Origin of the sequence: Profundicola chukchiensis (genome assembly GCF_029664245.1) — a bacterium.
Taxonomy (GTDB): domain Bacteria; phylum Bacteroidota; class Bacteroidia; order Flavobacteriales; family Weeksellaceae; genus Profundicola; species Profundicola chukchiensis.
This window is the reverse complement of the sequence record NZ_JANAIE010000002.1, coordinates 146,329-171,299: the sequence shown is the minus strand read 5'-3', so window position 1 is coordinate 171,299 and position 24,971 is coordinate 146,329. Positions and strand designations below refer to the sequence as shown.

The 24,971-nt window shown below is 31.4% G+C and carries 24 protein-coding genes; 4 read left to right on the top strand and 20 right to left on the bottom strand.

What is annotated here, in order from left to right; translation table 11 throughout:
- Positions 1 to 193 precede the first annotated feature (193 nt).
- From NLM59_RS03045 to NLM59_RS02970, 16 genes are all read right to left on the bottom strand, one after another.
- The gene (locus NLM59_RS03045) at positions 194 to 745 is read right to left on the bottom strand and encodes a glycosyltransferase (protein WP_304416520.1); all 552 of its coding nucleotides are present in this window, start codon (positions 743 to 745) and stop codon (positions 194 to 196) included.
- A gap of 47 nt (positions 746 to 792) precedes the next feature.
- Positions 793 to 1,155 carry a glycosyltransferase family protein gene (locus NLM59_RS03040; RefSeq protein WP_304416270.1) on the bottom strand — a complete coding sequence of 121 codons (363 nt, stop codon included), beginning with the start codon at positions 1,153 to 1,155 and terminating at the stop codon, positions 793 to 795.
- A gap of 91 nt (positions 1,156 to 1,246) precedes the next feature.
- On the bottom strand, positions 1,247 to 2,305 hold the full coding sequence (locus tag NLM59_RS03035) for an ATP-grasp domain-containing protein (RefSeq protein WP_304416269.1): 1,059 nt from the start codon (positions 2,303 to 2,305) through the stop codon (positions 1,247 to 1,249).
- A gap of 15 nt (positions 2,306 to 2,320) precedes the next feature.
- On the bottom strand, positions 2,321 to 2,752 hold the full coding sequence (locus NLM59_RS03030; RefSeq protein WP_304416268.1) for an SDR family NAD(P)-dependent oxidoreductase: 432 nt from the start codon (positions 2,750 to 2,752) through the stop codon (positions 2,321 to 2,323).
- A 422-nt stretch (positions 2,753 to 3,174) separates the two neighbouring features.
- Positions 3,175 to 4,137 (bottom strand): glycosyltransferase family 2 protein, encoded by a 963-nt coding sequence (locus tag NLM59_RS03025; protein ID WP_304416267.1) that lies wholly within the window; start codon positions 4,135 to 4,137, stop codon positions 3,175 to 3,177.
- A 14-nt stretch (positions 4,138 to 4,151) separates the two neighbouring features.
- Entirely contained in the window at positions 4,152 to 5,039 is an 888-nt protein-coding gene (locus tag NLM59_RS03020; protein ID WP_304416266.1) for an HpcH/HpaI aldolase/citrate lyase family protein, read from the bottom strand.
- A gap of 3 nt (positions 5,040 to 5,042) precedes the next feature.
- Positions 5,043 to 5,498, bottom strand: a complete 456-nt coding sequence (locus NLM59_RS03015; protein WP_304416265.1) for a MaoC family dehydratase — start codon at positions 5,496 to 5,498, stop codon at positions 5,043 to 5,045.
- Positions 5,488 to 6,315, bottom strand: a complete 828-nt coding sequence (locus tag NLM59_RS03010; protein WP_304416264.1) for an aldolase/citrate lyase family protein — start codon at positions 6,313 to 6,315, stop codon at positions 5,488 to 5,490. The genes NLM59_RS03015 and NLM59_RS03010 overlap by 11 nt, the downstream gene beginning before the upstream one ends.
- 53 nt (positions 6,316 to 6,368) lie before the next feature.
- Positions 6,369 to 7,022: an LbetaH domain-containing protein gene (locus tag NLM59_RS03005; RefSeq protein ID WP_304416263.1), complete on the bottom strand. Its 654-nt coding sequence runs from the start codon at positions 7,020 to 7,022 to the stop codon at positions 6,369 to 6,371.
- A 10-nt stretch (positions 7,023 to 7,032) separates the two neighbouring features.
- Positions 7,033 to 7,257, bottom strand: coding sequence for a hypothetical protein (locus NLM59_RS03000; RefSeq protein ID WP_304416262.1), 225 nt, complete (start codon positions 7,255 to 7,257; stop codon positions 7,033 to 7,035).
- A complete protein-coding gene (locus NLM59_RS02995) occupies positions 7,254 to 8,204 on the bottom strand; it encodes a hypothetical protein (RefSeq protein ID WP_304416261.1) in 951 nt (316 codons plus the stop codon). Before NLM59_RS02995 ends, NLM59_RS03000 begins: the two co-directional genes overlap by 4 nt.
- A gap of 1 nt (position 8,205) precedes the next feature.
- Positions 8,206 to 9,396: an ATP-grasp domain-containing protein gene (locus NLM59_RS02990; RefSeq protein WP_304416260.1), complete on the bottom strand. Its 1,191-nt coding sequence runs from the start codon at positions 9,394 to 9,396 to the stop codon at positions 8,206 to 8,208.
- A 5-nt stretch (positions 9,397 to 9,401) separates the two neighbouring features.
- The gene (locus NLM59_RS02985; RefSeq protein WP_304416259.1) at positions 9,402 to 10,469 is read right to left on the bottom strand and encodes a DegT/DnrJ/EryC1/StrS family aminotransferase; all 1,068 of its coding nucleotides are present in this window, start codon (positions 10,467 to 10,469) and stop codon (positions 9,402 to 9,404) included.
- A 3-nt stretch (positions 10,470 to 10,472) separates the two neighbouring features.
- The gene (locus NLM59_RS02980) at positions 10,473 to 11,915 is read right to left on the bottom strand and encodes a lipopolysaccharide biosynthesis protein (RefSeq protein ID WP_304416258.1); all 1,443 of its coding nucleotides are present in this window, start codon (positions 11,913 to 11,915) and stop codon (positions 10,473 to 10,475) included.
- 4 nt (positions 11,916 to 11,919) lie between these two features.
- Positions 11,920 to 12,786: a glucose-1-phosphate thymidylyltransferase RfbA gene (gene rfbA / locus NLM59_RS02975; protein WP_304416257.1), complete on the bottom strand. Its 867-nt coding sequence runs from the start codon at positions 12,784 to 12,786 to the stop codon at positions 11,920 to 11,922.
- Positions 12,787 to 12,960: 174 nt separating this feature from the next.
- Positions 12,961 to 13,608 carry an acetyltransferase gene (locus NLM59_RS02970; protein ID WP_304416256.1) on the bottom strand — a complete coding sequence of 216 codons (648 nt, stop codon included), beginning with the start codon at positions 13,606 to 13,608 and terminating at the stop codon, positions 12,961 to 12,963.
- Positions 13,609 to 13,954: 346 nt separating this feature from the next.
- Here NLM59_RS02970 and NLM59_RS02965 point away from each other — a divergent pair, with 346 nt between their 5' ends.
- From NLM59_RS02965 to NLM59_RS02950, 4 genes are all read left to right on the top strand, one after another.
- Positions 13,955 to 15,001 carry a hypothetical protein gene (locus NLM59_RS02965; protein ID WP_304416255.1) on the top strand — a complete coding sequence of 349 codons (1,047 nt, stop codon included), beginning with the start codon at positions 13,955 to 13,957 and terminating at the stop codon, positions 14,999 to 15,001.
- The gene (locus NLM59_RS02960) at positions 14,998 to 16,053 is read left to right on the top strand and encodes a glycosyltransferase (protein ID WP_304416254.1); all 1,056 of its coding nucleotides are present in this window, start codon (positions 14,998 to 15,000) and stop codon (positions 16,051 to 16,053) included. The genes NLM59_RS02965 and NLM59_RS02960 overlap by 4 nt, the downstream gene beginning before the upstream one ends.
- 86 nt (positions 16,054 to 16,139) lie before the next feature.
- A complete protein-coding gene (locus NLM59_RS02955) occupies positions 16,140 to 17,273 on the top strand; it encodes a glycosyltransferase family 4 protein (RefSeq protein WP_304416253.1) in 1,134 nt (377 codons plus the stop codon).
- Positions 17,270 to 18,457: a glycosyltransferase gene (locus tag NLM59_RS02950; protein WP_304416252.1), complete on the top strand. Its 1,188-nt coding sequence runs from the start codon at positions 17,270 to 17,272 to the stop codon at positions 18,455 to 18,457. The genes NLM59_RS02955 and NLM59_RS02950 overlap by 4 nt, the downstream gene beginning before the upstream one ends.
- Positions 18,458 to 18,557: 100 nt before the next feature.
- Here NLM59_RS02950 and wecB read toward each other — a convergent pair whose 3' ends face one another.
- From wecB to NLM59_RS02930, 4 genes are all read right to left on the bottom strand, one after another.
- On the bottom strand, positions 18,558 to 19,649 hold the full coding sequence (gene wecB, locus NLM59_RS02945; protein ID WP_304416251.1) for a non-hydrolyzing UDP-N-acetylglucosamine 2-epimerase: 1,092 nt from the start codon (positions 19,647 to 19,649) through the stop codon (positions 18,558 to 18,560).
- Positions 19,650 to 20,723, bottom strand: coding sequence for a TDP-N-acetylfucosamine:lipid II N-acetylfucosaminyltransferase (locus NLM59_RS02940; protein WP_304416250.1), 1,074 nt, complete (start codon positions 20,721 to 20,723; stop codon positions 19,650 to 19,652).
- A 1,441-nt stretch (positions 20,724 to 22,164) separates the two neighbouring features.
- A complete protein-coding gene (gene rfbB / locus NLM59_RS02935) occupies positions 22,165 to 23,217 on the bottom strand; it encodes a dTDP-glucose 4,6-dehydratase (protein ID WP_304416249.1) in 1,053 nt (350 codons plus the stop codon).
- Positions 23,218 to 23,680: 463 nt separating this feature from the next.
- Positions 23,681 to 24,967, bottom strand: coding sequence for a nucleotide sugar dehydrogenase (locus NLM59_RS02930; protein WP_304416248.1), 1,287 nt, complete (start codon positions 24,965 to 24,967; stop codon positions 23,681 to 23,683).
- Positions 24,968 to 24,971: the final 4 nt, after the last annotated feature.

The following is a 24,971-nucleotide window of genomic DNA, read 5'->3' as shown; positions in this document are numbered from 1 at the left end:
AATGTAGTGAATACCATATTCTTGAGCTGCTGCTTTTATTTGATTTAATTTTTGCTGATCTGCCTAGGTAAATTGCATCACATGAAACTTGAAATCATCTAATTTGGAAATTTTATGGAATATAGGCATAAAAAGTCCTTCCATATAAGAAGTTTGTGGGCCGTCCCAAGTGATGAACAATATTTTTTCATTCTTAATTTTTATAAATTTTCATTAATTCAAATATATGTTTTTCCAATGAGAAATTATTAACCACAGTTTTATGCCCTGATTTTCCTATTTGTAGTAAATGCCCTTTAGGTGTTTTCATTATCTCCAATATTTTATCAACCAACAAATCTTCATTGTCGGGTTCTACTAGGAATCCATTTTCACCGTCCTTAATAATTTCTGGAACTGATCCCACTGAGGTGCTTAGAGCTGGCGTTCTACTATACATTGCTTCCACTAATGAATTAGAGAAACCTTCAGTAAATGAATTTAATACGTATAAGTCAGATGTTAGTAAGTGAGGATATGGATCGGTAATAAAACCAATAAAATTGACATGATTATCTAATTTTTGATGCTTTACTTGATCGCGTAATTCCTTATCTAAACTTCCACTTCCTGCAATTGTTAAATGAACCTTGTGATTCAATTTCACCAAACGCTTCATCACATTTAATACAGCCTTAATGTTTTTAACAGGCTCTAGGCGCGATATCATGAGTAATTTAAATTGATAATCACTAAAATCCTTAATTTCCTTCGTTGGGATTTCTTTGAAAATAATTGGATTGGCGATTTTAACTAATTTTGAAAAGGGAGATTATCTTGTTCATGCACGACATCTAGAACTTGTTGCGAATTGCCAACAATATAATTAGCAAATTTATATATGGTAGAATATATAAATTTTGCTTGAGAGCCATGTTGAGGAATCCCAATTTCTTCACCAATAATTACTTTTACGCCTGCTATTTTAGCTGCGATTATGCCATGAAAATTGGCTTCAGCACCTGAAGTGTGCACTAAAACTGGTTTTTCTTTCTTAATAACTTTTAAAACCTTATGAAAGGTTGTAAAACTATAGATACTAGGTTTAGTTTTTAGGTTTATTACAGGCTTATTATATTTCTTAATATTTTCTACTGCTTTACCTTCATTGTTCATACAAACGAAAACCCATTCATGCTAGGTATTTGTATGCGATATGTTTGCTAGCCTGGTTTCAACTCCTCCAAAGTCTAAAAATGTAGAAAGTCTAAGGATTTTCATTTTTTTTATTAGAATTTACGAAATGATGTATTGCATATGCGTAAGCTTTTTCTAAATTAGGACTTTCTTCAACTTTAATCCATTCGTTTGAAACATATTTTAGATGAAATTTTGATTGCGTAACGCCAATAGGGCCGAAAGCTGTTCCTTGAAATTCAAATAAATAACATTCTCCATTCTTATCTATTCCGATATCAATAGAAATAAATGGAACTTTAAATTTATCATTAATCTCTCTAGCATAATCTAATACGCTCAATGGTGGTGCAATAAAAGAAAACTTTCCGCTACCACTTGCCCTAAAATCATTATTTCTAGTTTCTCTTCTAAATGTATAATATTTATCTCCAAAAATTAAAATTTTATAATCACAATCTAAATCAGGGATAAACTCTTGTACAACCACTGGTGTCCTTTTTGAGAAAACATCTTGGAAATTTTCTTCTAATAAGTCCAAATGAGGATTTAAGTTACTGTCCTTTTTGAAGCTATTTCTTTTATTGATTTTGAAGGCAATTCTTTCTTTTAAGCTTCTTTTCTTTTCTCTTTCTCGAAAGTTTATTAATTCATTTTTAGACTTTATTAATTGAACACCACTTGATAAAGCTCCCATATTCTTTTTTAAAACGAATGGGTAGTCTAAAGAATTCTCAATGGATAGAAGGTCATCGATATCACCAAAATATTCTCCATGTACCTTTTCAATTCCTATCAAATCTTTATATAATTCTTGGTAACCTTTATTTTCTAAGGCATTTAATTGATGTTGGTTGGGCATTAATATGATGTCAGGTCTTTTCAAAGAAATATATGTAATACTATCTTGAATGAATTTTAAATATTCTGGATTATATACAGAAGAATAAAAAAGTACAGCACCTTCAGGTATATCGTTTAAAGATCTTTTTATGTCTTTAAGTGGAATTACTTGAACCTTAGCTTGATATTTAGATTCTAACTCTTTTTTTATTTCCATAAAGTCTAGTCCCATCCAAATGCGACCAGAAAAAAAGTTTTGAAAAATAGGGGAGATGATTATGTTCATTTTAGAATTGTTTAATTATTTTAGCTGGGTTTCCTCCAAATGTAGAGTTTCTTGAACAAATCTTTTTACTACACTGTTTGCGGAAATCTCAGCGCCATTTTCGATAGTAGTATCACCTAAAAAGATACCCGTTCCATAACAATTGACATCAATATATTTTTGAACGTCATACATAGACTGACCTGTACCAGTTTCAGCAGCCAAATGAATTACTTTATGCTGGCCTTTTAAGGCTTTTTCCCAATCTTCTCTATACCTAACATCACCTTGAATGAAAGTAACTTTGTCTTTAATGGAGTTATATAAACTAGAGTTTTGATCTTCACCATGGATTTGTGGTGATAGATTGTCTAAAACTGTAATTTCATATCCCTTATCGATTAATCTTAATGCTAAATTAGAGCCGATAAATCCTGCTCCACCTGTAATTAAAACTTTGTTTTTCATTGATTAGTATGTTTAAAAAACAAATATAGGATTTTACAACCTTTTAATTGCATTACCTAAACTTTTAAAAGCGTATAAGTTTTATTAATTAAAGTTTAACAAAATGCTTAAAGGAAAACAGATAAAGTTGTCTAATCTTCGAATTTCATCAGTGAAAATTTAGAAAAAGTCAATTTTATTATATAATTTAATATAATTTTTATCTGAGTAATTTATGGGATCTGATTTTTATTTTATCGATTGAAAATAGGTTTTTTATAAATAAAGGTTATTCTTAAAGGCATCCAAATGCTTTTTCTATATTATAAGATCTGAGTTTTTGAAAATATATTACAGCTTCGTTTGTAAATGAAGATATTCGTTAGATTTTTGTATCTATTTTGAATAAACTAAAATGAAAGAACTTTAAAATTTTAAGTATTTTAGATTTTAAGTTTGTTATATATTAAAATACCCAATAATATAAATTTTTCTTTTAATGAAATTTTTAAATTTCTTATCTCTCTTAAAGGTATCGACTTAGAGTCTGAACTTTTAAAATTATAATATATAATATTTCGCTTTACAAATTGAATTTTCTTTTGCAATGCTTTAGTATTATAAATGAAATTTAATTCCTCTAAAATTTTTAAAGTTTCCTTTTCAGCTTGTAAGGCAGAATTAGATGAGTGAACTCCTCCTTTCTGTTTTCTGTAAACTCCTCCATAAAAATTATGAAAAATCCCTTTACCATTTTTTATAAAGGTATAGAACAAAGTTAAATCTCGCTGATTTTTTATTTTTGAATTTTCATTAAATATTTTAGGATCATTTATTAAAACAACGCTTAACGTTTTAGTAATCCAATGATTTAAGAACACTTCTTCATCGATATCTATTGATTCCTTATTATTCACGAATTTATGCTCGTATTCTTTTCTGAGACTTTTTCCGTCAAAATCAAGAATTTGGTAATTATGACATGATAATACATATTCTGGATTTTCTTCGAGAAAAGCAACCTGCTTTTGCAATTTTAATGGGTCTGTCCAATAATCATCACCTTCACATTTAGCAATATATTTTCCTTTAGCTCTTTCATTTTGAATACGAGTTATAACTCCTTTTTTCTTCGAATACTGATTCTCTACTTGATATATAGGCTTAAATAAATTAGGATACCTCAATTCATATTCCCTAATTATTTCAGCAGTTCTATCGGTTGAGGCGTCGTCATGAATAAGAATTTCTACTGGAAAATTTGTTTTTTGCATAAGAAATCCCTCGATAGCATCTTTTATGTACTTTTCATGATTATAAGTTATACATTGAATACTAACCAAAGGAGATATGTTATCATCCCAATTTTGTTCTGATATTGCTATTGGTTCTTTTAAGTTGACCATGTATTTATGTATTCTTAGGATTCTTTATCCTCAATTAGCTTGTGTTTATATAAAATCTTTTGTGCGTTTTTTATCATTGGTGGGCCTATAAACTTACCATTTTTAATCGCAACACCAACCCCTGACTTTTCAGCTTCTTCTGCTAATTTAAGCATTTCTTTAGCATCATTAACTTCTTGAATGGAAGGCGAAAAGTATTGATGAACTAATGGGAGTTCCTTGGGGTGTAAAACTAACATACCTTCGAAACCTAAATTCTTAGATATGATTAGGTTTTTTTCTAAATCTTCCAAATCATGAACCCTAATATGAACTGTATCAATCGGAATGACTCCAGCAGCACGAGCACCCATGGCTATTATTGCTCTAGGAGTTGAAAGACTAGTGTGTTCATAATCATGAATCCCTTCTAAATCAGTAATGAAATCCTCTGAGCCAAAAGCAATTGCAACTACTCGAGAAGAGGCTCTACAAATCTCCTCTACATTTAACACAGCTGATGCTGTTTCTATAAGAGGGATAATTTTAAATGTTCCTTTTTCGATTCCTTTTTCGTATTCGACGGTTTCTAGAAGCTTGTCAAAAAAGTAGATGTCTTCACCTTTTTTAGCTTTAGGATACATAAAGCCAGCTATTCCGTCAGTGGTGAGAGCTAAAACATCTTTCAGCAATTGACCACTTTCTCTATCATTAATCCTTGGAAATAGAATCTTATTTTCAAAATGTCCTTCCTTTAGGTATTTTAACACTGTATTTCTAGCAACTTCTTTATTGGAAGTTGGTTGAACAGAATCTTCTATATCTAATAATAATATATCTGCATCGGAATTCGATGCACTTGTCATTAGTTTTTCATTATGACTAGGAACAAATAATAGGCTTCTAAAAAGTTGATTTTTCATAGTTTATGGTTTTTTAGGTATAAGTACTTTTCGACGAAAACTTAATACGTCAATTCCGTCTTGATTGTATGCAATGCTTTCAACATAAATTATCCCTCTATCACTTTTAGATTTAGATTCTCTTTTGTCCAATATTTTTGTTCTCACATATATTGTATCATTAATAAATACAGGATTTAAGTGTTTAATAGATTCGTACTCTAAATTAGCAATAGCTTTACCACTGATATCACCGACTGTAATTCCTACGGCTAAACTGAAAACTAAAGTACCAACAACTAAGATTTGACCATGCTGGTGGCCTTTCACAAAATCATTATTTAGATGTACAGGATGATGGTTCATCGTCAATAAACTAAAAAGGTTATTGTCGCTTTCGAATATGGTTTTTGATAACGCATGCTGAATAGTATCACCCACATTAAAGTCCTCTAAATAATTACCAAATTTACTTTCCATCTTTATTTTCTTTTAACGTATTTAACGCATTTATTATATGCATTTTTTCTATAATTTTACCTTGAAGCACGAATGGTTCAATTTCTTCTGGATTGACATTCTGAGGAAGCGCATTAATGATAGTTTCTGCCCACTCTATTTCAATCTGAGACTTGGATGAGATAGACTTCATCCATTCCAATTGAATTGGATGAATTAAAAACTTAGCTTCACATGCAAATTCATGTGCTATTTCTAATTCTTCACTAAATTTAGTGAAATCTTTTAACTCCATGGATGCAACATCGATATTAATAATACCAAAAGCTTTGGATAAATAAGAAAGGTATGATTTAGGGTAATTTAATACACGCTCATTATTTAAAGTGTTCATAACACTTGTTAAATCATGTGAGCCTAATCCTATACCCGTAATTTCCAATTTATCAAGATTACTCCTCAGAATTTGTTCTAAATCAAATAATAATCTAGGATGTTCAACTAATAATATACATGATGTTTTATGTAGATTAAAATTATTAATGCTAATTACTTCTTCAAGGTCTTTTAATTTTGGGAAAACGAAATTTGCTATTTCATTATCTTGAAATAGCTTTAGGAAGGTTAAATCAATAGTGTCTTTGAAATCGCTTCTAAATGGAATCCTGTACCAAAAACTTTTAAAAAGAGGATGAGTTTTGATTTCTTCAAATAATAATAATCTGTCTTTTTCTAATACTGAATCCTCAAAATCAATAATTATATGTTCAACACCCAATTTTAATATATCATCAATTTTGTGATGTTTAGACGCAGGTATAAAGAAAAAAGTATCCATATGCAATTGTGAATTATTTGAAATTAAGCATTAACGATATTTTATTTGTAAGTTTATTTTAAAGGTTTTGCAGGATTGCCTATTAAGATCTGATTAGACTCAACATCCTTTACGACATTTGCTGCCATACCAATTATGTTATAGTCTTTAATTTCTACAAAATTTTTGGAGGAAGAATTTAATCCAAAAAAATTACCGTTACCTATTTTTAGATTACTTCCAATAATTGAATGTCCAGCCAAAAAGTTACTATTACCCATTATAGTATCGTGTCCAACTAGAGCATTCGAATTAAAAGTGTTGAAATTACCTAAAATCACATTTGGGTTGATAACAACATTTGCTAAGATAATATTTCCGTATCCTAATTTGGCACTTTGGGCAACTGTCGCTAAGGGATGAATAAAATTAATATATCGATCTAAAGGAATACCATAGCTGTTGCGTAAAGCAATACGTTCTTTAATCACATCACTACGGTAGAGAGAGAAGATAAAATAAACATCTTTATGATCCTTATATTTTTCATATACATTGTAAGTCTTTTCTAATATTGGATAACCATTAATTTCTTTTCCAAAAGATTCATCATCAAATGCAAAACCAAGTATTTCCAAATCCATTTGGAATTTATCTATTGCATTTTGAATTTGTTCAGCGATTACCACGGGGGTCCCTTTTCCTCCAATAATAATTATCTTTTTCATATGTAAATATTTAATTGCTTTTGATAAGGTTATAAAGCCTTATTTTAAGACCAATATATATCTCTTTCAACTTATATTTTTGTATTTTAGTCTTAACCTCATTTGGAAAACTAAATTGAGTGTCAATAGCAAGATCATAAATTTCTTTTTCAAGGTTGTTTACCTCGTCGATAATATTCGCGATTAGGTAAGTTTCATTTTCTCTAACATCTATATAGGGTTTTTCGATTATCATTCTTTTAGATTTTTTTTAATTTGCAGTAATTCTGTTGAGTCATACCTTTGATCTATTGGTAAAGAAAGTAAGTTTTGAGTTAAATTGAATTCAAATGTATCAGGCGTGGTCCATTTTAATACATTAGGCCAATAAGTTGCAACAAAAATGTTCTCTTCTATAAGTTTATTTTTTAATCTGTAGCCTTCATCTACGAAATAGGGATATATCATTGGAACGCTATCCTTACTTAAATCAAAATTAAGCATATTTGATTCTTTTAAAATATTTTCAAAGAATTCAAAATTTTGTCTACGTACGTTGGCTATTTTCTTATAATTTAAGGAGTCTAAAATTTTCTGTGTTATTATAGACATTGTTTTGATAGGTTGGTTTTTTAATGAGTTATCACTTTCTTTAAATTTGGAATAGTACGATTTTGCATTAGTTTCTACTCTACCAATTAAATGTTCAAACCTATTAATGGAAGTATCTTGTTCAAGCTCTTGATCAAGTAGAGTTTCTGTGTAAAGATAGGCCCCATCAGGTACGCCAAAAAACTTTCTTGCCGAATAAAAAGTATCGATACCATTAATTGGTTTTGAATAGAAAGCTTGTGAATTATCTACAATTAAATTAATAACCTTTTTCATTACGCGTTCAACTAAGTGATCGCATATGCCAAAATAATTAGTGTAAAGAAAAACCTCCTTGTCTTGTACTTTATCAAAGTTAAATTTTGGGTAAAATTCGGCATCAACATGATAGAACTCAATATCCAAGTCTAGTTTATGTATAGGTTCTAACATAACGCTACAAGTGAAGTAGGGCATATACACTTTACTGTAATTTTTTGCCTTTAAAATATACTCAAATGCATTTCTTCCGGTGTTTAGTCTAATAGCACCTTTATGATATTCATTACCCGAAGATAGCTCTAATCCAAAAAAGCCTCCAATTTCATTCATATTAATCTAATTCAATTGATATTAAATCCGAGTCCTTCTCATAAAAGTTGTTCATTTCTTTTATATTATCGAAGGTCATCAGAAAAACCCCTATGGCTTCATTTGCTCCTGAAAATGAATTAATTTGCTCACCTACCTTTTTATAAATATATGATTTTTCAATTTTCGCATCCAATTCCTTTGATATATTTATTTTTTTTAAAAGCCCAGGTTTAAAAGAACGCAGTACGTAATAGCATGATGGTTTTGTCGTAGTTGAGGGAACTGTATTAGTAATGCCTTCAAATTGATTAAATAAGCCCTCAATCATATCAAATTCAGTGGATATTTTTGAAATTATGGGAACAAAATTTCCACCATTTCTAGGTCCTAATTCCATTATATAAACTTTTTCATTTTTTATTCGAGCTTCTACATTAATAGGGCCATTCTTGTATTCTAAAAGGTTTAAGACTTTTTGAACTTCAGAATTAACTTTTTCTATAAGTTTATTGGAATATTTAGAGGGCCAAGATGTTGAAAAGGGGACAAATGAATTTTGATTTATATCGAAGTGATGATCTCCTAAATGGCTGAAAATAATTTCGCCGTTTTCTATGAACATATCTCCATGAATTTGTTGCCAATTTGTATCAATGTATTCCTCTGCAATCAAGATATTATTTCTACTAAATGATTGAGCGTGTTTTACAGCTTTTTTAATTTCCTCATAACTTGTTATCAGGTTAACTCCTTTACTTCCAGATGAATCCGTAGGCTTTATGATAAAAGGCAAATCTAAAACCTCTAATTTATCAATATTATCACTATCTAGATTAATAGTAATAAAATTAGGGACATTGAAATTATTTAATCTTAAAAATTCCTTGAATTTATTTTTTTCCCCTAAAATATCCACAGAGGTTGGATTGTTAGCATATTTTAAGCCTAATTTATTGGCAACATAAGCTACGGTAGGAGCTGCTGGATCTGACGCATAGGAATAGATAATATCAGGTTTAATTTTTATAGCTAATTTTAAAACCGCATTTTTATCGGTAGTGCTTAAACTATAGTATTCATCAGCAAATTCTTGACCCGGGTTGTTTTCCAGATAGTCTATTAAAATTATATAATAATTCCTTGCTTTAGCCTCTTTAATAAAAGGTAATTGAGCATATGAGCCGCCTAGGATTAAAATCTTTTTTTTCAAAATGTTTAAGGTTTTAGAAAACCAGCAATTAATTCTATTTCAGAATATGAAATTTCAGCTGAAAGAGGAAGGCATAAAATTCTTTTTGCAATTGACTCCGAGATTTCCATTTCATTTCTATTCACATAATTAAGTGTATTTAAGCTAGGATAGAAATATCTTCTAGGGAAAATATTTTCAGAATTCATAGCTTCCATTACTTTTAACAGTTGCTCCTCAGAGTTAAAAATAATTGGATAATAGTGGTAATTCCATTCAGTTCCAGGTCTTATCTTTAATCTTTTTAGAGAAGTTTGATCTAAAAGTTCATCATATTTTTCAACTGCTTTTTTACGATGTTCAATAATCTCATTTATATGATCAAAAACAGCTAAGCCCATAGCAGCTTGTAATTCACTCATTTTTGCATTCGTACCTACGCCATGAAAGCTGGTTGGAGTTTTATGCCCAAAATTATGATGATAGAATAGTTTATGATGTAACTCTGAATCATTAGTTATAAAACAGCCTCCTTCACCTGTGTGGAAAATTTTAGTTGCATGAAAAGAGCAGGTGCTTACATCCCCATAGTTAAATATACTTTGACCTTTATAATTTACCCCAAAACAATGAGCTGCATCATAAATAACTTTTAAATTATGTTTGTTTGCAATGGCTTCAATAGCTTCCACATCACATGGATTTCCAAACACGTGTGTAGCTAAAATAGCCGATGTTTTGTCGGTAATAGCTTCTTCTATTTTTGTTGGGTCAATGGTTAAATAATCTTCCTCTATATCAACAAATACAGGGGTGCAGTTTTCCCAAGCAATGGCCGAAGTAGTAGCCACATAAGAAAATGGCGTCGTGATGATTTCCCCTTTTAAATCTAAAGCTTTAATAGCAATTTGAATTGGTAAGGTACCATTGGTCGTTAAAGTTAGGTGGTTAACACCTAAAAAGGATTTAAGTTTATCTTCTAACTCTTTCACCAATTCACCACGATTGGTCAGCCATACCTTATCATAAGCACGCTGTAGATAAGAAGTGTATTCTTCCATTGGGGGAAGATAAGTTTTGGTAACGTTGATCATGAATTATTTTTTTATCATTTGCGTTAAGAACTTGAATTCATTAATAGAATTTCTATTTACGATATATTGGCTAATCATATATAAAGTTAAAAAAGTAGATACAGATAAAATTATCTCAAATATATTATTAATATTAAAATAAATTTTATTTTTTATAAATAAAGTAAATATCATAACTATTAAACTCGGGAAAATAATTCTAATCCCATCTAAATTTTGATTAAATAGGGAGTAATCCATTACTTTTCTACAATAATATTGATTAACGAATAATCCTAAAATACTAGATATTAAAATACCATATATAATTGCCATTATTCCCATCGAAGCACTAATAAATAAAATTGTTCCACCTAAAATCTTTTTAATTATTTCTGCTCTTAAGAATAAGTCACTTCTACCCTTTATTTTAATAGCATTTAAGTAGTAACTGTGCATGGGAAATAATATTCCGCTCATACAAAGCCACTTAAAATAAGGTGCCATAGGTAGCCACTTATCTGTAATTAATAGGATAATAAGTGGTTCGGCAATTAAAAACAATATACACATTATAGGTGTCACCACTAACAACATTATTCTAAGTAATCTTCTGTAGGTTTCTACCAATCTTTTTGGTTCATTTTGTATTTCCGCTAATAATGGATAAGTTACCTTTCCGAATACGGATGAAATTATACTAATAGGGACATTTTTAAAAGTAGATGCACGAGAGAAATATCCCACTTCTGTTGTAGAATTAAATTTCCCTATTACAGCAGGATAGATATTACTGTAGATTGTATTTATCAGTCCGCTAAACAATAGTTTATAACCAAAATCTAAGTGAAACAAAACCTTTTTTTTAATTAATCTACCATTTGGAACATAGCCAGAGCGAACCCAAAATTGAATAGTCAATAAAATTGCTTGGGATAATTGCATAACTATTAGCGCCCATACACCATAATTTAAATAGCCTAATGTTAGGCCTATAATGGAAGAGATGATTATTGATGGTATTTGAATCGTAGCTTGAAGCTTAAAGTTTAAATCTTTAGTTAATTTAGTTCGTTGTACAATATTTAATGCCAAGATGGGGATTATCAATGCATATACTTTAATTAATGACTCTAAAATGGGGATGTTATAGAAGTTACTTATATAAGGAGCGCTAAAAAAAATTATAAAATAAATGAAAATTGATATGAATGAATTAAATACAAATAAAATGAAATAATCATCCTCAGTTGGCTTTTGGAGACGAATAACAGATTGCGATAAACCAGATTCAGTAATTGTTACACCAATTGCGTTAAAAATTACAATAAGACCTAATAATCCAAATTCTTCGGGAGAAATTAATCGAGCTAAGAAAATTTGTACTATAAAAGATATCCCAACAGTCCCAAAGTTTTCTATTCCCGTCCATATAAAACCTTGAAATGCTTTTTTCTTTAATGACATGGGTTTATAAGTTTAACAAGTACTGCCCATAACCACTTTTTTCTATAGCCTTGGCATTCTCTTTGAGTTGCTCGAGACTGATGTACCCCATTTTGTATGCAATCTCTTCAATGGCGGCAATCTTCAAGCCTGTTCTATGCTCTACGGCCTTTACAAATTCTGTAGCCTCAGTTAATGATTGATGAGTACCGGTATCTAGCCATGCATAGCCTCGGCTTAAAAGTTCTAACTTTAAATTTTTTTGAGTCAGATAGGCTGAATTCACAGAAGTAATTTCTAACTCCCCACGCTCAGATGGTTTTACGTTTTTCGCGATTTGTACCACTGAATTGGGATAATAATACAATCCCACAACCGCATAATCAGATTTAGGCTGGATAGGTTTTTCTTCTATGGAGATAACATTACCTTCTTTATCTACTTCGGCAACTCCATACCTTTCAGGATCTAGAACTTGATAGCCAAAGACAACAGCTTTATTTTCTTCTTTAACAGTTTGAACGGCACTTTGTAGTTTTTTTGATAGTCCAGCGCCATAAAATATATTGTCACCAAGAACTAAACATACGTCATCATCTCCAATAAACTCCTCTCCTAAAATAAAGGCTTGTGCTAAACCATCAGGACTAGGTTGTTCTTTGTATTCTATATGTAGTCCCAATTGAGAACCATCACCAAAAAGTTTTTGGAAATTAGGTAAATCGTGTGGGGTGGAAATGATTAAAATATCTTTTATTCCAGATAACATCAATACCGATAATGGATAATAAATCATCGGTTTGTCATATATAGGTAGGAGCTGTTTAGAAACAGCGAGAGTTAAAGGATGTAAGCGAGTGCCTGAACCACCAGCCAAAATAATACCTTTCATAAGTTAATCGTTAGAGGTTATTTGCAAATATATTAAATTAAAGCTTGAATTAATAAACTTCCAAATTTAAGTTGAATTCTTATGAATTTAAAAGTTTTAAATAGATTGCCGTAAATTTTTGCTTAAACCTATGAATGTCAATATATTATTTTTAGTAGAATGTTCAATAATGATTTAGGTTTTAAACCCTGGTTTCTTTCCTATAATTTTAGCTGGAAAGCCATGAACAATTGAGTTATCAGGCACATTTTTTCTAACAACACTTCCTGCGGTAATGGCGACATTGGAGCCAATTTTTACATTAGGATAGATTATGGCCCCTGTACCAATAAAGGTGTAGTCTCCAATATCTATATGGCCTGCGATATTTACAGACGGACAAATTTCGCAAAATTCACCTATACGGGAATCATGTCCAATGATAGTTTTTGCATTTATAAAACTTCCTTTACCAATACTAACCGAATTAGAAATAGCACAATGATAAGCTATGCTTACTCCATCAGATATTTTAACCTCGAAATCACCCAGGTCAGAATTAGGTGAGATTAAGGTGTAGGGATTAACTCCCAATTCAATGAATTTATGATATAATTTATATCTAACTTGCGGAAAGCCAACTCCTAGAGTAAATCTATTATCTATGGTCTTAAAATAGTTTTTCGCCTCTTCTATAGACTTTAAAATTGGAAATTGGTCGAATAGAAAATCGGGTCCATCTTGATTGACATCATCAAAAAAGACCAAATCCTTCATCTCATTTTTAAGTAATAAGATGTTAAGTACTTCCTTTGCAAAACCTTTAGCGCCTACTACTAACATATATTGAGTTTTATTTCAAATATAGTTAATTAGATGTTAAAATAAAATTTTATCACTGGTGCTTTTAAAATTGTTGGGTTATTTTTTTGAAATGCCGGTTTATATTTAAATTTCGTAAAACATTTAGTCATTTTTATTCAACATACCGAAGTAGGATAATATTAATTGCTTTTGGTGATAAAATCCATAGGGTAATAAATTTATTGTAATTTGAATTGATACTATTCTTCATGAGATTTTTAAACGATGTTTTAATTATAAAATAATTAGTGCTAAATTTGAAATAATAAATAAACATTATGTATATATGCCTTTTGTAACTAATGTTTATTAAACCAAAATACCTATGAGTAAAATTATTATTTCCCCTTTATTTGAACATTATATGTCAGGTAGAATTTGGATGGGATTGGATTCTGAAGCGATTAAAAAAGAACTAATTGAAGTTTATAATCATGAGGTTGAATTAGTTTCATTCAGAGAGATAGTGGAGAATTTGAATAATATACCTCATAATAGTTCATTGTTTTATTCAGGAAGTTATAATAAATCTTATCTCCAATATATTCAAGATACAATTCATTTAATTACTGTTATACGACCTGATATTCATTTGCTTCCAAATTATGAGCAGGTTAGGTCTCTAGAGAACAAAGGTTTTCAAGAGTATTTAAAAATGATATGTGAAATTCAACGAGTTAGAGGGAAATATTACGGTGATATAAATGATCTTATTAAGGATAAGAATAAAATGAGTTTTCCTTTTGTTTTGAAATTAAATGAAGGAGCTCTTTCAAGTGGAGTACAGTTAATAAATAATGAAGAAGAGCTTTTAAAGTTTCAGAGCAAATTAAAGACTAAAAGTATCAAAGACAGCATAGCTTATCGAATAAATAAGTTTAATAACTTCAAAGGTGATCATGGTTTAAAACCGATATCTAATTTATTGGAACAAAACTTTATTGATAGCTTTCAAAAGAGAACTCAAATTGTTACGCAAGAATTCATTCCAGGTTTAAACTGTGATTATAAGGTACTTGTTTTTGGAGATAAATATTATGTTTTAAGAAGAGGGATAAGAGAAAATGATTTTAGAGCTAGTGGTAGTGGTAAATTTGAGTGGGTGGAAGCCCCACGGGAAGTTCTAGATTATGCAGAAAATATTGTTAATAAACTGAAAACTCCATTTGTGTCTTTAGATATAGGAATTGATATTGATAATAATTGTTATTTGTTCGAATATCAAGGAGTTGCTTTTGGTCCCTTAACTCTAATTGGATCAGATAGATATTACATTAATAAAGAAAATCAATGGGAATGCATTGAGGAACGTTCTGATTTAGAAAAATCATATGCCTATGCTATAGATTACCATATAAAGTCTAAGGCATGAAGATTATTAGGTTAACTACTTTTTTAGATTTTGGAGGGGTGGAGAAGCGTCTTACAAACGTTGCCTCAGTAGAGGATTCAAATGAGTGGGTATTTTGTGCGATTAATAAGGGTGGCCAAGCGGAGAAGGAAATATTAGAGAAGGGTAAACAGGTACACTGTCTTAATCTTTCCTATAAAATCCCTAATCCAGCCACGGTCTATTCCTTATATCGTTTTTTTAAATCACATAAGCCAGATGTGGTTCACACGTCTGGAGCAGAGGCTAATTTCTTTGGAATTATTGCTGCCAATTTAGCTGGAGTTCCTAGGATTATTGCAGAGGAAATAGGAATACCCGGTCAAGGCAAGTTGAGCAAAATTATATTTTCGACTCTTTATAAAAGGGTGGATTATGTAGTCGGGAATTCACAACCTGTTTTGAAATATTTGGCAAATATGAATAAGGTGTCAAATGAAAAGTTAAAACTTATTGCTAATCCCATTATTTTAAAAGATTTACCGCAACCTAAAAGTAAGTACGAAGAATTTATAATTATTTCAGTTTCACGACTAGAACATGTGAAAAACATAGAAGGTACATTAAGAGTGCTACGCCGGCTTTTAAACAAAGGTTTTAATGTGTGTTATCATATCGTTGGGAGTGGGAAAGAAGAGATTAAACTTAAAGCTTTAGCTAAGGAATTAAAATTAGAGGATAAGGTTAAATTTTTGGGCTTTCAAACCGATCCGTACCCATTTTTGCTAGAAAGTGATGTTTATGTAATTAATTCATTTACAGAAGGTTTTTCTAATTCTTTGATTGAGGCTATGTATAGTGGAATTCCTTCTGTTTCAACCAAGTCTGGATCTGCTGAGGAAATAATTACACCAGGAGTTAATGGATGGTTGGTGAATGTTGATGACGATGATGATTTATTTGCTACATTAGTGAAGATAATAGAATTAGATAAAGAAGAGCGGGAATTAGTAGCTAAGAAAGCCAAACTTCATATTAAGCAAAATTATTCATTGGAAAGTCATATTCAAAATTTGATGAAGCTTTACAACTAATAATTTCTAATTGAAGCTGAAATTAATATAGGTTTTATTACAATCTTACTAGTTGAAGTTTTATTCTGGATTTGCCTATATTCAAAATGGAAAAAATAAAAATTTTACATATTCAAGAGACTCTTGGTGCAGGTGGAGTAGAAAGAAGAAGATATTCTCTTGCCCGATGCCTTTCAAAAGAAAGATTTGAGCAAAAGATTATTTGCACGCAAGTAAAGCATTCTTTATATGAAAAAATAGAGAAAGAAGGGGTAGAGGTATTGCCCGTTGGCTTACTGAAGGGACCTTTTGATGTAAAGATACATTTGGAAGTTCAGAAGATAATTGATAGTTATCAACCTGATATTATACATGGAGCTGTTTTCGAAGGAAATATTATGGCCTCATTTAACGGTTTTATTAAGAATGTTCCCATTATAATCGCAGAAGAGACTTCTTATCCAGACAATCGGTCATGGCGTGGAAACTTATTATTAAAGTTAATTTGTTATCTAGCAGATCAAGTGGTCGGAGTATCGCCAGCAACGGTGAAGTACTTAACCAGATACTCCCTGGCACCAAACCGAAAGATTAAATTGATTAATAATGGAGTAGCATTACCAAGAGTGGTTTCTTCTGAAGAAAAATTTAAACTGAGAAAGTCATTGGGTATAGAGGAGGGGGAAATTGTTATAGGAACAGCTGGAAGAATGTTATCTGATGAAAATAAAAGATTTTCTGATTTGATTAAGTCCTTGTCATTATTGAGAAAAAAATTCAATAAGGTAAAATTATTACTTCTTGGAGAGGGGGATGAAATGGATAATTATAAGAACTTAGCTAAGGATCTCAATGTTGAAGAAAATGTAATATTTGTTGGATTTCAAGAGGATATTTCATTATACTACTCTATCATGAATATTTTTTCTCTAGTTTCATCAAGGGAAGGCTTTGGTTTAGTTTTAGCAGAGGCCATGCTTAATAAACTACCCATTGTGGCTTCTAGAGTGGGAGGAATGAAATATATAGTAGAAGATGGTAAAACTGGATTTTTAGTTGAGAGATATAATGTGCTAGAAATCGCAGAGAAACTAGAAAGCTTAATCAATAATAAAGAATTAAGACAGAAAATGGGAGAGTCTGGATATAAACGTGCGATGGAAAATTACACAGAAGATATTTACGTTAAGAATGTTGAAAACCTTTACTTAGAATTAGCTAAAAAGAAGGGGTTGATATGAAAAAAGTTTTATTTATTTCTTGGGATGGACCGCAGACGAGTTATATGGAAGGATTATTTTTTCCTATATTTTCTGAAATTCAAAAACAATCGGATTATGAATTTCATGTGCTTCAATTTACCTGGGCAGAAAAAGAAAAATTAGATAAAATTAAGTCAGCTGCGGAACAAAATAATATAAAATATGTTTCCTCTAAAATTCATAGAAAACCTGTCGCTAGTTTAGGCAGTATGTTTACTGTCTTTAATGCTCCAAAAATCATTAATCAATTTATTCGTCAACATGGAATTGATGTTTTAATGCCTCGTTCAACTTTTCCGGCTATGATGATTAATCGATTAAGCAACAAAGGTGTAAAAGTTATTTTTGATGCTGATGGTTTGGCCATTGATGAAAGAGTAGATTTCTCTGGTTTATCCAAGAAAAGTTTGATGTATAAGATATTAAAGAGTGCAGAAACCAAACTCTTAAATAATTCAGATGCTGTTATTACACGTTCACAAAAAGCTATTGATATTCATGTGAACACTATTGGCGAGAAGAATAGATCTAAATTTTCTGTGGTAAGCAATGGAAGAAATATTGAGCATTTTAAATTTAATTCATTAAAAAGAGCTGAAATCAGAAAAGAATTAGGCGTTGAAGCTAATGCAAAGCTTTGGGTTTATTGTGGATCGCTAGGCCCTCAATATGGCTGGGATGAAATGATGGAGATTTTCTCCTTATATCATAAAAATAATTCTAATTCTAGATTTCTAATTTTGACGGGGAACATAGAATTTGCTAAAAACCATATAAATGAGGATTTAAAGGATTTATGCACCATAAAAAGTGTGGCATTTAGTGAGGTTCCAAACTATTTAAGCGCTTCAGATCTAGCTTTTGCATTGCGACAGCCGACTTATAGTATGCAAGGTGTTGCACCTATTAAGTTAGGAGAATACTTATTAATGGGATTACCTAGTATTGCGTCTAAAGGTATAGGTGATTCAGAAGATATTCTTAGGCAGATTCCAGGTAACTTTATTTTTGACCATTCAGATAAAAATGCTATTTCTAAGGCTGTAGAGTTTGCCGAAAACCTTGAGGTAGATAAAGAAAGCCTTAGGCAAGCTGGTATTAAGTATTTTTCTATTGAGGAGAGTGCAAAGTCTTACGTTAAGGTTTTGAATGAGTTACAATAAAGAGATTAACGACATAAGTTTATAGTGCTAGTGATTTTATTTATTTAACTTGTTCATCTTAATCAATGCTTAGATGTTCTAACAACTTGATTAGTAAAATTTAACTTATAAAAGTATTAGTAATTACTTTAATAATTCTCTCAGATGTTTTCCCGTCCCAAAGTTCAATGCCTTGAGATTGTTTCCATTGATTTGAAAGCATTTTTTGCATATAATACTTTAGTTTCTCTGAATCTTTACCCACCAATACATTGGTTCCGAATTCTATGGTTTCAGGTCGTTCTGTATTTTCTCTAAGAGTAATACAAGGGATGTTCATAATACTCGTTTCTTCGGTAATACCTCCAGAATCTGTTAGAACACCTAATGAGTTTTGAATCAAATAATTAAATTCTAAATATCCTAGGGGTGAAGTAATAATAAGATTTTTGGGTAAGAAAGTTAAGTCAAGTTGTTGCTGAGTCCTTGGGTGAATAGGGAATACAATTGGGAAGTTATAGGCTTGTTCACATATAAAGTCTAGTTGCCTTCTTAGAGCATCGGCCTCATCTACGTTGGAAGGGCGGTGTAAGGTAAGAACCAAATATTCTCTATGGGTTAACTTATGTTGGTTATATACTTGTGGTGCTTTAAATTTTGATTTAAACTTTAACAAGGTATCAATCATCACGTTCCCTACAAAGAATATTTGCTGTTGAGACTTACCAATTTGTAGGAGGTTTTTACCTGCTAGTTGGGAAGTAGTAAAGAAATAGTCACTTATAGAATCGGTAACAATTCGATTAATTTCCTCAGGCATTTTCATATCTCCAGATCGAATTCCAGCCTCTACATGGGCTACCTTTGTATTCAGTTTTTTAGCCGTAATACTACAGGCCATCGTTGAGGTTACATCGCCGACTACTAAAACTAAATCTGCAGGGTTTTCGATAAGTTCCTTTTCAAAAGCTATAAGGATTTGTGCGGTTTGCTCTGCTTGAGAACCGCCTCCACAATTCAAGTTTACATCAGGTAGAGGAATTTCTAAATCCCTAAAAAATTGACCACTCATAGCATCATCATAGTGCTGTCCTGTATGCACCAAACGATAATTAATATCACTCCCAAGTGCTTTTACACGATTTATTTCAGCGATGATAGGTGCAATTTTAATGAAATTAGGACGTGCACCTGCTACTAATGTAATTCTCATCTATATTTTATGTAGTAATTCTTTGATTGTGTTGGCATTTCTTTCTAAAGACCAAATTTCGTTAATAATTTTTCTATTTTTTTCTATTTGCTCTGAATTTAATTCTCGATTGATTAGTTCAGGATTTTCCTTCAACTCCTCAATACTAAGGAAATTTAAACCTAAATTATTAAAAAATTTATAGTTTAAACTACTTTTAAATAAAAATACATTGACTCCAATATACAGTGCAGTAATAATTGTTCCCATAGCTTGCTGCCTGGAACTTCCAATAATCAGAGATTTACATTCCAATAATAATTGATTGAAATCTTCTAAACTCATTAAATCATCCATAAACTCCAAATTAAGATTATATTGCTTACTTAAAGTGAGTTTTAGGTTTTTTGCATAAGTCTTGTTCCCATAATTTAGGGGTACTATCAATGATTCATTTTCTAGAACGTGTTCAAGTTCTTTGAATACATCTAAATGATTATTCGTCGGGGTAGAGCTATTACCAATCATAATTTTATTGCCCGATCTTTTTAAACTAGCGTAATAGTTGATAATATCTTGATTAATATAACCATAATTCCAATCAACAAATTGCGGTCTAAAATTGGGATGGTTCTTCAAAATTATATCATATTCTGACTTGTTGACGGGTGCGAAATAATCCACTCCGTTTAATGTGGGTAATTTCATTTTACCTTTAACTTTTTTGAGTTGCTTCAATACAGGCTGTAATTTTGCAATCCATTTTGAATTATAAATGAATTTTGTGGTTTCTGGTAAGTAAAGATTAAATCTATTATGAGTGTTAATAAGCCAATAATAATCGCCTCCCCATCCTATCCAAAGTATTTTGGTTTTTATTTTTCTAGATTTAATTAAGGGATATAAACGAGGGTTTAAAAAATGTATACAAATTAAATCATAGGAATTTAATTTGAGATATAAATCGTCTGAGTTCTCCTTGAGTGGATAAAAAACTCTATGCTCAAAATGAATATGTTGTATTTCTGCTTTGTCAGCTATCACCCAGTATTCATTTTCTAATTCAGGAACAGATTCAAATATCTTTTTTCCCAAGCATAAGAATTTATCATCATTACTGATGTGTAGAATTCTTTTCAAATCAAGATGGTTAGGTTAGTAGTTCAAAGATAGTGATTTAGTTTAGATTAGTAGTAGGAATTTGAAAGGAGGAATTTGTATGAGATGATTTTGTTTGATCAAGGTTCTCAGTTCACAGTTTTTAATTGGTGTTGGGTATAGGGGGGATGGTAGTAGGTATTTGGTAGTTAGTAATTAGTGGGAATGTAGAGTTTTTCTGTCAGATAAAGATTTTTTCTCGTTAGAGAAAAATGTATTGAAATATCGAAAGAAAATAAGACTAGCTAATTTTGTTATGATATCAACCATACAAGCAAAGCGTATGTCATGCTGAACTGAATTCAGCATCCGCAAAGCTTTTAACGATACTTCAAATGGAGCTTACAGATGAAAATGAAACATGCTTAAAACGAAAAACCTTCACTTAAGTTACTACAATTACATTTATACGGATGTTCTAGGGAAAAGATGCGCATAATGGCTTTTGATTATACGCATCATCAAGAAAAAAGCTCAAAAGCTTTTTATAAAAACCTCAAGAGCTTTTTTAGAAAAGTACAAGAGCTTTTTTCATAAACCTCAAAAGCTTTTTCTTGTAACATTCGGAAGTGGCAGATTTAAAAAACGTATAACAAATAATAATCTCTTACAAAATGGTAGATGAATACAGGATTTTTATAAATTTTATTAGATTGGATTTTGAGATCTAAGATTAACTTATGTCATGCTGAATTTGATTCAGCATTTAGCATAATGTTCGATAACAACTTATTAGATTCCGCATCAAGTGCAGAGTGACGTTCCGGGTTTATAATACTCGGGGTGTCCACGAGCATGTTATGCCGAACTTGATTCAATATCTCTTTTTTTCTATTTATTCCATTCTGGTCCAAGGCTTCGCTACAGTTTTATTGTATAAAATCACTCAGCCTAACCAGAGGATTACGTCAATTAAACATTAAACTACTTGTAAGCAAGCTTTGTCCTACTTTATTATAAGACTCTGAATCGAGTTCAGAGTGATGCTCCGAGCTGGTTTGGTTTAGAGTGGAGTGTGAAGAGTGTAGAGATTTGATAATTGGTATTGGTAAAGAGTTGAAGGCTTTCTGTTACATTGAGTGAATTTTTCCTTAGAAAAATTTGTATCGAAATGTCGACAGAAAGAGCTAATAACATTCTTCGCTTTTCTCTTGCCTAAGGCTTCGATATAATTTTGCTGTGCAAAATCACTCAGCCTGACAAGAGAGATTCACGAAAGACAATATTTAAACTATTTAAGCAATATTAAACAACATTTATCCTACTTGAGCATGAGATTCCGCATCGAGTGCGGAATGACGCTCCGGGTTTTTAATATTCGGGGTGCCCACACGCATGTCATGCTGAACTTGATTCAGCATCTCATTGCTCTAAAGTCTTACTCATTATATCTCTCCTCATAGTAATCCATATAATCACCGCTGGTTACATTATTCAACCATTCCTCGTTGTTTAGGTACCAATCGATGGTTGCAGAAAGCCCCTCAGGGAAAGTAACCGATGGTTTCCAGCCTAATTCTCGGGTGATTTTACTAGAATCAATGGCATATCGCAAGTCATGTCCTGGTCTATCTTTTACAAAGGTGATGAGCTGCTCCGAAGTTCCAGCTTCGTTACCTAGTTTTTCGTCCATTTGTTTACACAATTCTTTTACTAGGTCTATGTTTTTCCACTCATTATATCCACCAATATTATAAGTTTCGTGATTTACGCCCTCATGATAAACTTTATCGATAGCAATGGCATGGTCGATAACATATAGCCAATCTCTAGTGAATTTACCATCCCCGTAGATAGGAAGTGGTTTTTTATTTAAAATATTATTGATGCAAAGTGGAATTAACTTCTCTGGAAAGTGATTAGGTCCGTAGTTATTAGAGCAATTTGAAATTACATAAGGCATACCATAAGTTTCACCATAAGCTCTTACGAAATGGTCAGACGATGCCTTAGAAGCTGAATAAGGTGAATTAGGGTCATAGGAAGTTTCTTCGGTAAATAAGCCGGTTTCTCCTAAAGTACCATAAACTTCGTCGGTAGAAACGTGGTAGAAACGTTTTCCTTCCCACTTATCTTGCCATAATGTTTTGAATTCATTTAATAAATTCATGGTACCTAGAATATTGGTTTTGGCAAAAGCAAGAGGGTCGGTAATTGATCTATCTACGTGAGATTCAGCTGCTAAATGAACTACTCCGTCAAATTTATATTTTTCAAAAAGCTTTTGGATGAAGTCGGCATCTGTTATATCTCCGTGTACGAATTCATAATTATTAGCGGATTCAACATCTTTTAAGTTCTCTAGATTCCCTGCATAGGTAAGGGCATCTAAATTAACGATTTTATATTGAGGGTATTGATTTACGAATCTTCTTACGACGTGAGAACCGATAAAACCTGCTCCTCCTGTGATTAAAATTGTTTTTGACATAGATTATTCTTTAGCTTTCCAAATATCGTAAAATTGGTTGATATTTGCCAATTAATTTAGGTTCAAGATTAAAGATCGTTGTATTGTGAGTTTTATGTGTTAGAGAGGGAATGGTAGATAGTACTTAGTACTCGATAATTGGTATTGGGGTGTAGAGTTTTTCTGTCAGATGGAGGAGTTTTTCTTTAGAAAAAATGTATCGAAGTCTTGACAGAAAGACGGAGGGGGATTTTGAGTATAAATCTTTCTAGAGTGAAGCATATCGTTTCAGTCAGATTCCTAAACCTAACTGATTTTTCAATGAAAATTATTCTACAGAGTTTAATTAGGTTTTGAATTAAAAGATTTATGAATTTCTTTATTATCCACCCTTAATTCAACATTCAAAATTTCCCTCAAAGAAAAAAGGTCGACTCAATACTGAATCGACCTTTTCTAACCATATTTTATGAATTAGATTAACTTATAATCTTGCGTTTACTTGATCTTTTGGTAAAAAGTTCTTAACATCATATACGATTCCATTTTCATTTAAAAGAGCATCGATATCTATTCCTTTAAACTCTTGGTGAGCAACCGCCAAGATTACCGCATCGAATTTTTCATTTGGTAGGTCTTGTGTTGTTTCTAAATTATACTCATGTGTAATCTCTTCTGGATTAGCCCATGGATCATGAATCGTTACATTAACCCCAAATTCTTCTAGGTTATGAACAACATCCACCACTTTCGTATTACGAACATCTGGACAGTTTTCTTTGAAGGTAACCCCAAGTACTAATACTTTAGATCCTTTCACTTTGCAATCGTTTTGTAGCATTTTCTTCACTACTTCACTTGCAATATATTGCCCCATAGAATCATTCAATCTTCTACCGGCTAAGATTATTTCTGGGTGATAACCAAATTCTTGAGCTTTTTGAGCTAAGTAATAAGGATCAACCCCAATACAATGTCCGCCTACTAAGCCTGGTTTGAAAGGAAGGAAATTCCATTTGGTACCAGCGGCTGTTAATACGTCGTGAGTATCAATCTCCATTAAATTGAAAATCTTAGCTAATTCATTAACGAAAGCGATATTGATATCTCGTTGAGAATTTTCAATTACTTTAGCAGCTTCTGCTACTTTAATGGTAGGAGCCAAGTGTGTACCTGCCGTAATTACGGATTTATAAATATCATCTACTACTTTTCCAATTTCAGGGGTGGAACCAGAAGTTACTTTTAATATCTTCTCAACCGTGTGTTCTTTATCTCCTGGGTTAATTCTTTCTGGAGAGTAACCTGCAAAGAAATCTTCGTTAAATTTTAAACCTGAGAACTTTTCTAGAACTGGAATACAATCCTCTTCAGTGGCTCCTGGGTAAACTGTAGATTCATATACTACAATATCACCTTTTTTCAAAACCTTACCTACTGTTTCACTAGCTTTGATTAATGGCGTAAGAATAGGTCTATGATTTTTATCTACAGGAGTCGGAACTGTAATCACATAGAAGTTAGCATCTTCAATATCTTCTATATTTGCAGTACAAAACAATCCTTTCTCATCATAACTTGGATTATTTTTAACCAATGCTGATTGTAATAATTCATCGGCCACCTCTAGGGTGTCATCATGTCCTGCGTTTAATTTATCTACGCGTGCTTGATGAATATCGAATCCAACAACTGGATATTTCTCGGCAAATAATCTGGCTAATGGTAAGCCTACATATCCTAATCCTATGACTGCAATTTTTTTATTCATTTTA